The 14,672-nt window shown below is 66.2% G+C and carries 13 protein-coding genes; all 13 read left to right on the top strand.

The features are described from left to right. The first annotated feature begins 42 nt into the window (after window positions 1-42). Window positions 43-1,695 (top strand): UDP-N-acetylmuramoyl-L-alanyl-D-glutamate--2,6-diaminopimelate ligase, encoded by a 1,653-nt coding sequence (locus tag AC6JAC_RS14030; protein WP_497965115.1) that lies wholly within the window; start codon window positions 43-45, stop codon window positions 1,693-1,695. Between the two features lie 6 nt (window positions 1,696-1,701). Then, window positions 1,702-3,177 (top strand): UDP-N-acetylmuramoyl-tripeptide--D-alanyl-D-alanine ligase, encoded by a 1,476-nt coding sequence (locus AC6JAC_RS14025; protein WP_497965113.1) that lies wholly within the window; start codon window positions 1,702-1,704, stop codon window positions 3,175-3,177. Next, window positions 3,174-4,283: a phospho-N-acetylmuramoyl-pentapeptide-transferase gene (mraY, locus tag AC6JAC_RS14020; protein ID WP_028271732.1), complete on the top strand. Its 1,110-nt coding sequence runs from the start codon at window positions 3,174-3,176 to the stop codon at window positions 4,281-4,283. The genes AC6JAC_RS14025 and mraY overlap by 4 nt, the downstream gene beginning before the upstream one ends. Further along, window positions 4,265-5,866 carry a UDP-N-acetylmuramoyl-L-alanine--D-glutamate ligase gene (gene murD / locus AC6JAC_RS14015; RefSeq protein WP_043438931.1) on the top strand — a complete coding sequence of 534 codons (1,602 nt, stop codon included), beginning with the start codon at window positions 4,265-4,267 and terminating at the stop codon, window positions 5,864-5,866. The genes mraY and murD overlap by 19 nt, the downstream gene beginning before the upstream one ends. A gap of 2 nt (window positions 5,867-5,868) precedes the next feature. Continuing rightward, a complete protein-coding gene (gene ftsW / locus AC6JAC_RS14010; protein WP_028271734.1) occupies window positions 5,869-7,251 on the top strand; it encodes a putative lipid II flippase FtsW in 1,383 nt (460 codons plus the stop codon). Between the two features lie 6 nt (window positions 7,252-7,257). Further along, window positions 7,258-8,358: an undecaprenyldiphospho-muramoylpentapeptide beta-N-acetylglucosaminyltransferase gene (gene murG / locus AC6JAC_RS14005; RefSeq protein ID WP_497965110.1), complete on the top strand. Its 1,101-nt coding sequence runs from the start codon at window positions 7,258-7,260 to the stop codon at window positions 8,356-8,358. Further along, window positions 8,355-9,758, top strand: a complete 1,404-nt coding sequence (murC, locus tag AC6JAC_RS14000) for a UDP-N-acetylmuramate--L-alanine ligase (RefSeq protein ID WP_497965108.1) — start codon at window positions 8,355-8,357, stop codon at window positions 9,756-9,758. The genes murG and murC overlap by 4 nt, the downstream gene beginning before the upstream one ends. Continuing rightward, window positions 9,751-10,620, top strand: a complete 870-nt coding sequence (locus tag AC6JAC_RS13995) for a cell division protein FtsQ/DivIB (RefSeq protein ID WP_347897450.1) — start codon at window positions 9,751-9,753, stop codon at window positions 10,618-10,620. Before murC ends, AC6JAC_RS13995 begins: the two co-directional genes overlap by 8 nt. A 274-nt stretch (window positions 10,621-10,894) precedes the next feature. Next, the gene (gene ftsZ / locus AC6JAC_RS13990) at window positions 10,895-12,118 is read left to right on the top strand and encodes a cell division protein FtsZ (protein WP_347897452.1); all 1,224 of its coding nucleotides are present in this window, start codon (window positions 10,895-10,897) and stop codon (window positions 12,116-12,118) included. 62 nt (window positions 12,119-12,180) lie between these two features. Then, window positions 12,181-12,897 (top strand): purine nucleoside phosphorylase YfiH/LACC1 family protein, encoded by a 717-nt coding sequence (locus AC6JAC_RS13985; RefSeq protein ID WP_497965105.1) that lies wholly within the window; start codon window positions 12,181-12,183, stop codon window positions 12,895-12,897. Continuing rightward, window positions 12,890-13,636 (top strand): YggS family pyridoxal phosphate-dependent enzyme, encoded by a 747-nt coding sequence (locus tag AC6JAC_RS13980; RefSeq protein ID WP_497965103.1) that lies wholly within the window; start codon window positions 12,890-12,892, stop codon window positions 13,634-13,636. Before AC6JAC_RS13985 ends, AC6JAC_RS13980 begins: the two co-directional genes overlap by 8 nt. Before the next feature lie 88 nt (window positions 13,637-13,724). Next, window positions 13,725-14,261, top strand: coding sequence for a cell division protein SepF (locus AC6JAC_RS13975; RefSeq protein WP_028271741.1), 537 nt, complete (start codon window positions 13,725-13,727; stop codon window positions 14,259-14,261). A gap of 117 nt (window positions 14,262-14,378) precedes the next feature. Further along, on the top strand, window positions 14,379-14,666 hold the full coding sequence (locus AC6JAC_RS13970) for a YggT family protein (protein WP_028271742.1): 288 nt from the start codon (window positions 14,379-14,381) through the stop codon (window positions 14,664-14,666). Window positions 14,667-14,672: the final 6 nt, after the last annotated feature.

Below are 14,672 nucleotides of genomic sequence, written 5' to 3'. Positions count from 1 at the left end.
CCCTACGCCCGGTGTGATCCACTAGCACCAACGGAGATCCACTTGTCAGAGCACCATGCCCCAGACAGTACCGACGAAACGAGCGGTGCGGTTCCCGGTTCCGGGTTCCGGCCGTCCGCCGTTGCCGCGGTGCCGCTGGGAATCATCGGCGAGTCCGTCGGCGTTGTCGTTCCCGGGGCGTCCAGCGCCATTCCGGTCACCGGGATCTCCCTGAACTCCAGGTCCGTGCAGCCGGGCGACCTCTACGTCGCCCTCCCGGGCGCCACCCGGCACGGGGCGGACTTCGTGTCGCAGGCCGTTACGGCAGGCGCTGTTGCGGTTGTCACGGACGACGACGGCGCCAGGCTCCTTGCGCTGTCCGCTGACACTCCCGTGCCGGTACTCGTCGTTGACAAGCCCCGGAGCGCGGTGGGCGGGCTCGCTGCGCTGATCTACCAGAGCCGGCCCGATGGCGGCGCTGTGCCCTCGCTGTTCGGCGTCACCGGCACCAACGGCAAGACCACCACCACCTATTTCATCAACTCCCTGCTGCAGGCCCTGGGCCGCAAGACCGGACTGATCGGCACCATCGAGATCCTGGCCGGCGGTAAGCCCATTCCCAGCCTGCTGACGACGCCGGAGTCCACCGACATCCACGCACTGCTGGCCCTGATGCGGGAACGCGGCCTCGACGCCGCCTCCATGGAGGTTTCCTCGCACGCTGTGTCGTTCCACCGCGTGGACGGTGTGCAGTTCGACGTCGCCGGGTTCACCAACCTGACCCAGGACCACTTGGACCTGCACGGCACCATGGACGAATATTTCCAGACCAAAGCGGAGCTCTTTACACGCCCCCGCGCCAAGCAGGCGGTCATCACCGTGGACGACGACTGGGGCCGCCGCCTTGCCGCCGGTGCCGCCATTCCGGTCACCACCCTGGCGACAGTCCCGGGCATTGATCCCGCAGCATCCGGCGCGGACTGGGCCGTCACGGACACCGCGCCCCGGGGCCTGGGTACGGCGTTCCGGCTCCGGCACCGTGACGGCACGGAACTCCGCGTTCACACGGGGCTTCCGGGCAGCTTCAATGTTTCCAACGCCGCCCTCGCAACCGTCATGGTGCTGGCCAGCGGAGTCGCCGCAGAGACGCTGCAGTCAGCGCTGGACGCGGCCGACCCGTTCACCGTGGCCGTCCCCGGGCGCATGCAGCTCGTCTGCACCGCCCCGGCCGCCGTCGTCGACTTTGCCCACAACCCTGACGCCCTGCAACGGGCACTGGAAGCAGTGCGCTCACCCGAGCCCGGCTCGAAGGTGATTGTGGTCTTCGGAGCCACCGGCCAGCGCGACCAGGGCAAACGGCCGGCGATGGGCGCCATCGCCGCCCGGCTGGCGGATGTGGTGATCATCAGCGATGACGACCCCCACGACGAGGACGCCGCTGCGATCCGCGCGGACGTCCTGGCGGGCGCGCAGGAGGCCAAGGAAACCGCCGGCCTTGGCTGCACCATCCTGGAGTCGTTCCCGCGGGACACGGCGATCAGGCAGGCTGTGGAGATGGCGCAGGCGAAAGACACAATCCTCGTGGCCGGCCGCGGCCATGAAGTATGGCAGGAAGTCAAAGGCGTCAATCTGGCGCTCGACGACAGGGTGGAGCTCCGCGAGGCCTTGACAGCCCGTGGATTCACCGTTCTGAATGACGAGCGGATAGAGTCCTAGACCGAGATGATTGCATTTACTGCGGCGGAAATTGCCGAAATTACAGACGGCCGCCTTGCCGCCGAACCGACCATCACGCCCACGGCAGTGGTCACGGATTCCCGGGAAGCCACGGAGGGGTCCCTCTACGTGGCGAAGCCCGGGGAGACTGCTGACGGCCACGACTTCATCGGAGCAGCCTTCGAACGCGGCGCTGTCCTTGCCCTGGTGGAACGGGACGCTGCCGATCACTCCGGCACTCCCTACCCCTCCATTGTGGTGGAAGACGCGGTCCTCGCCATGGGCGCCCTGGCCGCCGAATCCGTGCGCCGGATCCGGGCCCGCCGCGAGGCCGAAGGCTCGGAATTCACGGTAATCGGCATCACCGGTTCGGCCGGAAAAACCACCACCAAGGACCTCCTCGCCGGAATCCTTTCCGCCGAAGGCAACACCGTCTCCCCCCAGGGTTCCTACAACGGCGAAGTGGGAGTTCCGCTGACCGTATTCAAGGCCGGATTCGACACCCGTTACCTTGTGATCGAGATGGGTGCCACCGGGGTGGGCCACATCCGCTACCTCGCAGACATGGTCCGGCCCGAGATCGGGGTGGTCCTCGGCATCGGTACCGCCCATGCCGGGGAGTTTGGCGGCGTCGACAACATCGCCGTTGCCAAGGGCGAACTTGTAGAAGCCCTCCCGGACAGCGGGACCGCCGTGCTCAACCTCGACGACGGCCGCGTCGCCGCCATGACAAGCAGGACGAAGGCGAACGTCCTGGGATTTTCCGCGCAGGCCGCAGATGACGTACCGGCTGCCGGACTGCGCGCCGTCCACGTGGAGACGAATGCGGCAGGAAATCCCGAGTTCGAACTTAACTTCCCCGGCAACGCCGCGGGGCACCAGGTCCGCAGCCGGCTGATCGGTGCGCACCATGTCACCAACCTCCTGGCAGCAGCCGGTGCAGCCTATGCCGCAGGCATCCCGGCGGAACGGATCACCGCGTCGCTCAGTGCACAGACCGCAGCCAGCCGGTGGCGGATGGAACGCACAGAGCGGCCTGACGGCGTCACCATCATCAACGATGCCTACAACGCCAACCCTGAATCGATGCGCGCCGCGCTGCGGACGCTGGCGGACCTGGGCCGCGGACGCCGCACCTGGGCCGTGCTGGGCGCCATGCTGGAACTGGGCGACGAGTCCATCCGGGAGCACATGGCAGTGGGCACCCAAGTGGTGCGGCTCAACATTTCCCGCCTGGTGGTTGTTGGCCGCGAGGCGCGTTCGCTCTACGTTTCCGCCGTCAACGAAGGCTCATGGGGGGACGAATGCGTCTTCGCGGAGTCCGTGGACGAAGCCTACGATCTGCTTCAACGGGAACTGGAACCCGGCGATCTGGTCCTCTTCAAGTCCTCCAACAGCGTGGGACTGAGGCATCTGGGGGATCGGATAGCATTACCCCCACAAGTCCGAGCAACCGCCAATGAAGGGAGCGAGTCGCTGTGATTGCACTACTCATCGGCGCCGGGCTGGCCCTGCTGTTTGCATTGGTGGGAACTCCGCTGTTCATCCGTCTGCTGGTACGGAAGAGCTACGGCCAGTTCATCCGCGACGACGGACCCACCTCCCATCACACGAAACGCGGCACGCCCACCATGGGCGGCACCGTGGTGGTCTTCGCGGTCCTGCTGAGCTACGCGCTGACCCACCTCATCATGTGGATGCTGAATCCGCGGTCAGCCGGACCGTCGGCCTCCGCGCTCCTGCTGCTGTTCCTGATGGTGGGAATGGGCCTCGTGGGCTTCCTGGACGACTTCATCAAGATTTCCAAGCAACGCAGCCTTGGCCTGAACGCCAAAGCCAAACTGGTGCTGCAGGGCGCCGTCGGCATCATTTTCGCCGTCCTGGCATTGAACTTTCCCAATGCGGACGGAGTCACTCCCGCATCCACCCAGATCTCCCTGGTGCGGGACATCCCGTGGCTGAACCTTGCCTTCGGCGGCACCGTCCTGGGCGCCATCCTGTTTGTCCTGTGGTCCAACCTGATCGTCACTGCGGCCACCAACGGGGTGAACCTCACCGACGGTCTGGACGGACTGGCTGCCGGGGCATCGGTCATGGTGTTCGGCGCGTACACGCTGATGGGAATCTGGCAGAGCAACCAGGCCTGCGGCTCGCCGCGGCAGGCAGGCGGCGGCTGCTATTCCGTCCGCGACCCGCTGGACCTGGCACTGCTTGCAGCAATCCTCAGCGCCGCCCTGGTGGGCTTCCTGTGGTGGAACACGTCTCCGGCGAAGATCTTCATGGGCGACACCGGCTCGCTGGCCATCGGCGGCGCCGTCGCCGGGTTCGCCATCCTGTCCCGGACCGAACTGCTGCTCGCCTTCATCGGCGGACTGTTCGTCTTGATCACGCTTTCGGTGATCATCCAGGTGGGCTACTTCAAGATCACCAAGGGCAAGCGCTTCTTCAAAATGGCGCCGCTGCAGCACCACTTTGAACTCAAGGGCTGGGCGGAAGTCACCGTGGTGGTTCGGTTCTGGATCCTCGGCGGACTCTTCGTCGCCGCAGGCCTTGGCATCTTCTACGCAGAATGGGTGGTCCTGCTGTGAGCAGTCCAATACCTTCGCCGCTGGCAACGTCCCCCCGGCTCGAGAACCTGGTGAGCTGGGACTCCGACTGGACCGGTCTCCGTGTGGTCGTGACGGGCATCGGCGTGTCCGGCTTCGCTGCCGCGGACACCCTGATTGAACTCGGTGCCCGCGTGGTGGTGGTGGACGCGGCCACGAGCCCGAAGGCCCGCGCCCAGGCGGACACGCTGAAGATCGTCGGCGCCGTGGATGTGCTCCTCGGCGAAGACGCCGTGCACACCATGCCGAAGATCGACGGCCAGAAGCCGGACCTGATCGTGACCTCGCCGGGTTGGCGGCCGGACCAGGCCCTCCTCGCGCTGGCTGCCCGGACCCACATCCCGGTCTGGGGCGATGTGGAACTCGCCTGGCGGGTGCGTGAGCGGAAGGGCCGCAAGACCGCGGACTGGCTGACCATCACCGGAACAAACGGGAAGACCACCACCGTGGGCCTGACCGAATCCATGCTGCAGGCCGCCGGGCTCAAGGCCATCGCCGTCGGGAACGTGGGCACGCCCATCCTCGACGCACTGCGCGACCCGGTGGAGTACGACGTCCTGGCAGTCGAGCTGTCGAGTTTCCAGCTGCACTGGAGCCACTCCGTTTCTCCGGTGGCAAGTGTCTGCCTCAACGTCGCCGAAGACCACGTGGACTGGCACGGATCCTACGCCTCGTACCTGGCCGACAAGGCCAAGGTCTATGGGCAGACGCAGAAGGCGTGCATCTACAACGCCGAGCAGATCGAAACCGAACGCATGGTGGAGGATGCCGACGTCGTGGAAGGCTGCCGCGCCGTTGGATTCACCACGCTGACGCCGGCCATCAGCATGCTCGGCGTGGTCGAGGGCCTCCTGGTGGACCGCGCCTTCATCGCCGAGCGCAAGGACAGCGCCGCTGAGCTGGCCGCCATGGCGGACCTCGGTCCGGTGGCCCCGCGCCACATGGTGGCCAACGCCCTGGCAGCGGCCGCGCTGGTCCGGGCGTACGGCGTGGAACCACAGGCCGTCCGGCAGGGACTGAAGGCCTACATTCCGGGAGAGCACCGGATCCAGCTCGTTGCCCGCCACAATGATGTGCTGTGGATCAACGACTCGAAAGCAACCAACCCGCACGCCGCGGCGGCGTCCCTGTCGGCGTTCAGCAACGTCATCTGGATTGCCGGCGGCCTCTCCAAGGGTGTCAGCTACGACGATCTGGTCAAGGAACAGGCATCCCGCTTGAAGGCCGTTGTCCTGATCGGAGCTGACACGGCACCGCTCTCGGACGCCCTCAAGCGACACGCACCGGATGTCCCCGTGATCGGGCGCAGCAAGGGCGACACTGAAAATGTGCAGTCTGCCGAAACGGACGACGCCGGCACGGTGCCCTCGCCGATCTACGGGGAAACTGTGATGGCCCAGGCCGTAGCCGCGGCAGCGCAGCTGGCCTCTCCGGGGGACACTGTGCTGATGGCCCCGGCGGCTGCTTCCATGGATCAGTTCTCTTCCTACGCTCACCGTGGCGATGCCTTCATTGAAGCTGTCCGCGGGCTCGTGGAAGGGCAGGCTCAGACCGGCGAGGAGTAACAATGGTCAGCACGCCCACCCGTGCCCCGGCTGCCAAGCAGCGGGGTGCCACTCGGCTTCCGCCGGCTTCGCGGACAGGCAAGGCCGCCGGGACCCGGCCGCCGTCGCCCCAGGCTACGGCAGGCGGGACTGCCCGGTCAGGGCATGTGCCTCCGCTGGCCAGGCTACGCGGCGGCTACCGAAGCTTCTGGGCGAAGCTGGAAGGAACCGGAAAGTCACGCAACGGTTCCACCTACTACCTCATCCTGGGTTCCACCCTCGCGCTTACGGCCATCGGCATCATGATGGTTCTCTCCGCCTCCAGCGTCGAGGCCATTGCCGCCGGAGAGTCGCCGTACACGGCAGCCCTCAAACAGGGCATGTTCGCCGCCATCGGGGTGTTCCTGATGTTTGTACTCTCGCGGGTTAACGTCGTCTGGCTTAAGCGCCTCGCCTGGCCGGGGATCGCCGGCGCCTATGTGCTCCTGGTTCTTGTGCTGCTCATCGGCACCAGCACCAACGGCAACCAGAACTGGATTGAATTCGGCGGCATCACCTTTCAGCCGTCAGAAGCGTCGAAACTGGCCCTTGCACTGTGGATGGCCACGGTGCTGGCCGTCAAGGCCAAACTGCTCCACCGCTGGCAGCATGTGGTGGTCCCGGTCCTTCCCATTGCCGCCGGCATCATCGGCCTCGTCCTGGCCGGAAATGACCTCGGCACCGGCATGATCATCATGATGATCATGGCCGCAGCCCTGTTCTTCGCCGGCGTCCCGATCTACATGTTCGGCATTGCGGCTCTGATTGCCGTGGCCGGTGCCGGGTTCATGGCTGTCACGAGCTCGAACCGGATGTGTCGGATTACCTCGTGGTGGACCGGAAATTCCTGCGGCGAAGGCATCGACGCCAACTATCAGTCAACCAACGGCCTGTACGGACTGGCCTCCGGGGGCTGGCTCGGGGTCGGCCTGGGGCAGAGCCGGCAGAAGTACAGCTGGATCCCGGAAGCCCATAACGACTTCATCTTCGCGATCATCGGCGAGGAACTCGGGCTGGTGGGCACCGTCGTCGTACTCATCCTCTTTGCCATCCTCGGTGCCGCAATCTACCGCGTCGTGGTGGCGCAGGAGGACCTGTTCCACCGTGTGCTGGCCGGAACCATCATGGTGTGGCTCCTGGGCCAGGCCACGGTCAACATGTCCGTGGTCACCGGGCTCGTCCCTGTCATCGGCGTGCCGCTGCCGTTCATTTCCTATGGCGGTTCGGCGCTGCTGATGTCGCTGTGTGCCGTCGGCGTAGTGTTGTCGTTGGCCCGGGAACAGATGGCGCCCAGCGTCCAGCCCAAACGGCTGCTCAAGTTCCGCACCAAGGGCGCGCGCCCACACACCTCACGAAAGCGTAAATAGCACTTAATGAATGCCGAGTCTTTGTCAGTAGTCCTTGCCGGCGGCGGAACAGCGGGCCACATCAGTCCGCTGCTGGCCATTGCGGCCGCGTTGCGTGACGCGCGTCCGGACGTGCGACTCCTGGCCGTGGGAACGCCCAGCGGGATGGAAACCAGGCTGGTCCCTGCAGCCGGCCTTGAGCTGGCCACCATCGACCGCGTGCCCTTCCCGCGCAGGCCCTCGCTGGACCTGCTGCGGCTCCCCGGACGGCTGGCGGGCGCGGTCAAACAGGCCGGAAAAATCCTCGACGACGCCCATGCCGACGTTTTGGTCGGCGTTGGCGGCTACGTCTGCACACCGCTCTACCTCGCGGCCCGGCGCCGCCGGATTCCCGTCGTCATCCATGAAGCCAACACGCGGGCCGGCCTGGCCAACAAGGTGGGCGCCCGGTTCAGCCATCACGTCGGCGTAGCCTTCGCCGGCACGAAACTCCGCGGGGCGCGCCACGTCGGCATGCCGATGCGCAAGGAAGTATCCGGGCTGGACCGTGCCGGCTCCCGGCAGGCCGCACGTGACCTGCTGGGGCTCGACCAGGACAAGCCCGCGCTCATCGTCACCGGCGGCTCGTCCGGTGCGCAGAGCATCAACCGGACCATCGCAGCGTCCGTGGAAGCACTGGCCAAGGCCGGCATCCAGACACTCCACATCACCGGCAAGGGCAAGGGGGTCCTTGACGGCGACGGCAAGCCCCTCGCCGCGGACGGCTACCGGCAAGTGGAGTACGTCGACGGCATGGAGAACATCTACGCGGCCGCCGACCTGCTGGTGGGGCGCGCAGGAGCAGCCACCGTCTGCGAAACCGCGGCCGTAGGTGTCCCGGCGGTGTTCGTCCCGCTCCCGATCGGCAACGGCGAGCAGGCCCTCAACGCCGCCGGGCCGGTAGCGGCGGGAGGGGCGCTGGTGATCGACGACGAATCATTCACGCCCGCATGGGTCAGCAGTGAAATCATCCCCTTGCTGTCGGATCCCGCCCGCCTGGCGAGGATGGCAGCCAGCGCCGAAGCCCTCGGCATCCGAAACGCAGACCAGCGCATGGCTGGCCTTGTCCTGGAAGCGGTAAGCAAATGACCACGCCCACAGCAGCAACGGGCACCCAGAGCCTTGAATCCCTGGGCCGCGTGCACTTCATCGGCGTGGGCGGCGTGGGCATGTCCGCCGTGGCCCGGATCATGGTGGCCCGCGGCGTCCCCGTGACCGGCTCCGACGCCAAGGACCTGCCCGTCATGGCGGACCTCGCCGCCGCCGGCGCGGGCATCCATGTGGGGTACGCCGCGGGCAACCTGGGTGCGGCGCAGTCCGTGGTGGCGGGCTCCGCCATCCGCGCGGACAATCCGGAACTCCTGGCCGCGCGTGACGCCGGGCTGCCTGTGCTGCACCGGTCCGAGGCACTGGCGGCGACCATGGCAGGCGACCGCGTGGTCACGGTGGCCGGAACACACGGGAAGTCAACCACGACGTCGATGATCACCGTGCTGCTGCAGGGCGCCGGCCTGGACCCCACGTTTGCAATCGGCGCCAACGTCCCGGCACTGGGGGTCAACGCGGCCAGCGGCACGTCGGACATCTTCGTTGCCGAGGCCGACGAATCCGACGGATCGTTCCTCAACTACCGTCCGCACATTGCCGTTGTCACCAACGTGGAACCGGACCACCTCGACTACTACGGCACCGCCGAGGCCGTCTACGAGTCGTTTGACCGCTTCACCGAACTGCTCCCGCCCGACGGCGTCCTGGTGGCCTGCGCCGATGACCCCGGCGCACGCGCACTGGCGGAGCGGACAACGGAACGGGGCAACACCCGGGTGGTCACCTACGGCACTGCCGAAGATTCGCAGCTGAGGCTGCACGACGGCGGACCGGGCGACGTGTGGGTATCCACCCCCGCGGGAAAGTTTGCGCTGGAGCTCCAGGTTCCCGGCCGCCACAACGCCCTCAATGCTGCCGCGGCATTCGCCGTGGCACTCGAGCTGGGCGTCGACCCCGGCCCCGCCTCCGGTGCCCTGGCCCATTTCTCCGGAGCCTCGCGGCGCTTTGAATTCAAAGGCGAGGGACGGGGTGTCCGGGTCTACGATGACTACGCCCACCACCCCACGGAAGTCCGGGCGGCGCTGGCTGCGGCACGATCCGTCGCCGGGAACCACAAGGTTCATGTACTCTTCCAGCCGCACCTGTTCTCCCGCACACGCGAGTTTGCTGCCGAGTTTGCCGAGGCGCTCAACGCTGCAGACACCGCTCTGGTGCTGGACATCTATCCTGCCCGCGAGGATCCCATTCCCGGGGTCAGCAGCCAGCTGATCGGTGACCGCCTCTCCGGGGGCGGCCGGCTCGTAGCTGCCGACGAGGCAGTCCGCGCCGTCGTGGCCAACGCTGCGCCCGGGGACATTGTGCTCACCGCCGGTGCCGGCGACGTCACCGCCTTCGGCCCGCTGATCGTGGCGGCACTAGCGGCAGAGGCGCCGGATGCCTAGCACGCGCCGGCCCACGTACAAGACGGGGGCACCCGCGGGCAAAGGCAAGGCCGAACCGGGAAACGGCCGCGCGGACGTGATTTCCGCGTCCAAGCCCGCGCCCGCGGCGGAAGGCGCATCAACTCCCGACCGCGCCACGGACAATGTGCTGTCCTTCCCGGAGCCCAAGGGCAGGCGGATCCGGCGGAACATCATCCTGGCGGTGTGCATCGTCGCTGCACTGGTGGCCGGCCTGCTGGCGGCCGCCGTCTATTCGCCGGTGTTCGCCGTGCAGACGGTGTCCGTGGACGGAACCAAAATGCTCACGCCGCAGCAGGTCCAGGACGCCCTCGGGCCGCTGCGCGGCAAGCCGCTGCCGCAGGTTCATGACGACGAAGTGAAGCAGTTGCTGCAACCGCTCGTGCAGGTCAGGGACGTGACCACGGAAGCGCGGCCGCCGTCGGTCTTGGTGGTCCACATCCATGAACGCACCCCGGTGGCCCTGGTGAAACAGGGGGAGGTGTTCCAGCTTGTTGATGTTGACGGCGTGCAGCTCGGCACCACCCAGGATCCGGACAGCATCCTGCTACCGGTGATCGACGGCGGGGCAGGGGTGATCGGCAAGGATCTTTTCAAGGCCATCACCGCGGTGCTGGCCGCGCTGCCTGCCGACGTCCTCGCCAGGCTGTCCGATGCGTCGGCGAAATCCGTTGACGCCGTCGAACTCAAACTTGTGGACGGACAGACCATTGTCTGGGGCAACGCGGGGGAGAAGGAACTCAAAGCCAAGGTGCTCGAAGCCCTGCTGAAGGCGCCGGCCAACCCCAAGAATCCCGTCCAGGTCTACGATGTCAGCGTGCCGCGGCATCCCGTGACACGATAGTGGACGGCCTCCCCGCGCAAGCAGCGGGACAGGCATTCACCTGCGCTCTGGGACCGGCGGGCCGGCAGCCGTCATCCACGGCGATTTCCGCTCTATTTAGCGGGTATTCCAACGACACGCGGATCAGGTCATTGAATGTCTCAGGCATAGGAAATAGCGTCACAGCATGAGTTACTTGACATAACTATAACCTTCAAGTCGAAGGTTAAGGTTGGAACTTTCAAGCACGACTCCATCAGTTTTCGCAATAGGACACGAACAAGGGACACGTAACGTGGCAGCTCCGCAGAATTACTTGGCCGTCATCAAGGTCGTCGGCATCGGCGGCGGTGGCGTGAACGCAGTCAACCGCATGATCGAAGTCGGTCTCCGCGGTGTCGAATTCATCGCAATCAACACCGATGCCCAGGCTCTGCTCATGAGCGACGCCGACGTCAAACTTGACGTCGGCCGCGAGCTGACGCGTGGTCTCGGAGCCGGTGCAAACCCGGAGGTCGGCAAGCAGGCGGCCGAGGACCACGCCGACGAGATCGAAGAGGTCATCCGCGGCGCGGACATGGTCTTCGTGACCGCTGGCGAAGGTGGCGGCACGGGTACCGGCGGCGCACCCGTCGTGGCCCGCATTGCCCGTTCGCTCGGCGCGCTCACCATCGGCGTTGTCACCCGCCCGTTCACCTTCGAGGGCCGCCGTCGTGCAGGTTCCGCCGAGGCGGGCATCGACGCCCTCCGCGACGAAGTCGACACCCTGATCGTCATCCCCAACGACCGGCTCCTGTCCATCAGCGACCGCAATGTCTCGGTCCTGGACGCCTTCCGCTCCGCCGACCAGGTCCTGTTGTCCGGTGTCCAGGGCATCACCGACCTGATCACCACCCCGGGCCTGATCAACCTCGACTTCGCAGACGTCAAGTCCGTGATGCAGGGCGCGGGTTCCGCGCTGATGGGCATCGGCTCGGCACGTGGAGAGGACCGTGCCGTCAAGGCCGCGGAACTCGCCATCGCTTCACCCCTGCTGGAGGCTTCGATCGACGGCGCCCACGGTGTCCTGCTGTCCATCCAGGGCGGCTCCGACCTCGGACTCTTCGAAATCAACGAAGCTGCCCGCCTGGTCCAGGAAGTGGCGCACCCCGAAGCCAACATCATCTTCGGTGCCGTCATCGACGACGCCCTCGGTGACGAGGCCCGCGTTACGGTCATCGCGGCCGGCTTCGACGACGTCAAAGCCACCTCGCCGTCCATGGACCAGTCGCAGCCGCAGGCTGCCCCGCAGCGCCCCGCTGCGCCCGCCTCTGCTCCTGCCCCCTCGCAGGCGCCGTCGCAGCACGTTCAGCCCGTACACGCCGGCATCGGAGCTTCGGGTCTCAGCAACTGGGGTCAGCAGCGTCCCTCTGCCGTCCCCGCCGACTCAGGCTTCGACGTCGACCTTCCCTCGGTAGTGGAGCCGGACCTTTCCGGCAGCCGCTCGGACGACCTGGATGTCCCGGACTTCCTGAAGTAGGTACTTCCGGAAGCAGGCATTGGCAGGACGTTTTATCAGCTCGTCAGTTAGCGGTGTTTTGATTGTTTTGGTGGCGAACCGAAGTCCGGCCCGGCGTCTGGGTGGCATTCACTGACGCCGGGGCCGGAAACCTCGCCCTCCACGTGGGGGACGATCCGGCTGAAGTGCGCCGCCGGCGTGAACTCGTTGAGGCCGAAGCAGGCCTGGCGGCGGGCGGCTTCCAGTACATGAACCAGGTGCACGGCAATACCGTCGCCTTTATCGGAGACGGCGACGGCGACGGCGAGGCGGCCTGCCCGGCCGCGCCGACCGCTGATGCGATGGTGTCTTCCGGTCGTCCGCTTGCCGTCATGGTGGCGGACTGCGTCCCGGTCGTCCTTGCCGGGACAACATCGGGGGGACAGCCGGTCCTGGCAGTTGCCCATGCGGGCCGTCCGGGTGTTGCCAGCGGTGTCCTGCCGGCAACGGTGGAGCGAATGCGCGCCGAGGGGGCCGAAGACATCCGGGCCTGGATCGGCCCGTCAATCTGCGGATCCTGCTACGAAGTGCCGGAAGGCATGCGGGACGACGTCGCCGCGGCCGTTCCTGCCACCTGGACCACAACTTCCTGGGGCACCCCCGGCCTGGACCTGCCGGCCGGGGCGCGCAGCCAGCTGGAAGCCTGCGGGGTCGTCGTGGAGTATTCCGGACCCTGCACCCTCGAAAACGACAATCTGTTCTCCTACCGCGGGAACCCGGCCACGGGCCGGTTCGCCGGATTGGTGTGGACCGGTGAGTGAACCCCGGGAGGTAACAGCCGCCGACGACCCCCGCCTGCTCCAGATCCAGGGCCGCCTGGCCGCGGTCCGGGGGAGGATTGCCGCCGCCGCGGAAGCCGCCGGCCGGCAGGACAACCCGCCGAAGCTGATCGTCGTGACCAAATTCCACCCTGCCGACGACGTCCGCAGGCTGGCTGCCCTGGGAGTCACCGACGTCGGTGAGAACAGGGACCAGGAAGCGTCAGAGAAAGCCTCAGCCCTCGGCGAACTCGGACTGCGCTGGCATTTTGTGGGGCAGCTGCAGAGCAACAAGGCCAAGTCCGTGGTCCGGTATGCCCATGCGATCCATTCCGTGGACCGGCCGCAGCTGGCAGCCGCCCTTGCCCGGTCCGTGGCCGCCGAGCAGGAGCGGACCGGCCGGGGTCCGCTCGAGTGCTTCATCCAGGTCAGCCTCGACGAAGACGCCGGAAGCCACCGGGGCGGCGCCAGCCGCTTGGAGGTACCGGGCCTGGCCGACCAGTTGGCGGGGTCGCCGGGGATTGTACTGGCAGGCCTGATGGCAGTGGCTCCGCTGGGTTCGGATCCGGAGGCGGCGTTCGCCAAACTGGCCGAAATTTCGGCGCATCTGCTCAGGGACCACCCCTCGGCTTCGGGGATTTCCGCGGGCATGAGCCAGGATCTGGAATCCGCCGTCAGGGCGGGTGCGACACACCTGAGAATAGGCTCGGATATATTGGGTTCGCGTCCTGCGTTGCGGTAGCGTCAAAGTATTGGAAGAGAATGGCGGGGATTCCAATACTGTCAAGTCAACTCAGCGGCCCGCTTACGGACACGATTAGGAGTCGACCATGGCTGGCGCTCTGCGCAAGACAATGATCTATCTTGGGCTCGCCGATGGCGATGAACACTACGAGTCTGAGCACCACACACCGCACAAAGACGAGGACGATTCAATGGAGCATGACCGCGAGGAACGCCGGGCGCCGGCGCCCGTCCGCGAGGTCGCCCGCGAAACGCCGACTCCACACGCCGCCGAAGAGGAATATCGCGCACCTGTGACACCTATCAAGCGCGCGGCCTCGAGCCGCGAAGAGACCACCGGACTCCGCCAGATCACCACGATCCACCCGCGGTCCTACAACGATGCCAAGCTGATCGGCGAAAGCTTCCGTGACGGCATCCCTGTGATCATGAACGTCACGGACATGGGCGAAGCCGATGCCAAGCGCCTGGTCGACTTCTCCGCCGGCCTGGTGTTCGGCCTCCGCGGCAGCATCGAACGGGTCACGAACAAGGTGTTCCTGCTCTCGCCGTCGTACATCGAGGTCATCGGCGATGACAAAAAGGTCAGCGAGACCCAGGCCAGCTTCTTCAACCAGAGCTAGCTCCGGAGCCGAACGGATGCCAGGCAGGACACCTGTCTGGCATCCGTGCTGAAATAGATAAGAATGGCAACAGGAGACTGCGGGATCCGGAATGAACATGGAGATATGAGTTAACTCATGGGAATTGTTTTCGGACTTATCTATATCGCTTTATTATTCGTTTTTGTGGCATTAATCATCCGGCTGGTCTACGACTGGGTGCAGATGTTTGCCCGTGAGTGGCGGCCCCGGGGTGCGGCACTGGTGGCGGCCCACACTGTCTATTCCGTCACAGATCCGCCGCTGAAGGTGCTGAGGCGCCTCATTCCACCCTTGCGCCTGGGCGGGATTTCGCTGGATCTCGGATTTTTGCTGTTCTTCATAGCCATCAGCGTGGCTATGGCAATCGTGAGGAATCTCGCGTAATTTTCA

The organism is Arthrobacter sp. KUASC02 (assembly GCF_059739395.1).
The sequence above is the reverse complement of the archived record's forward strand: the minus strand, read 5'-3'. Positions and strand labels throughout refer to the sequence as shown.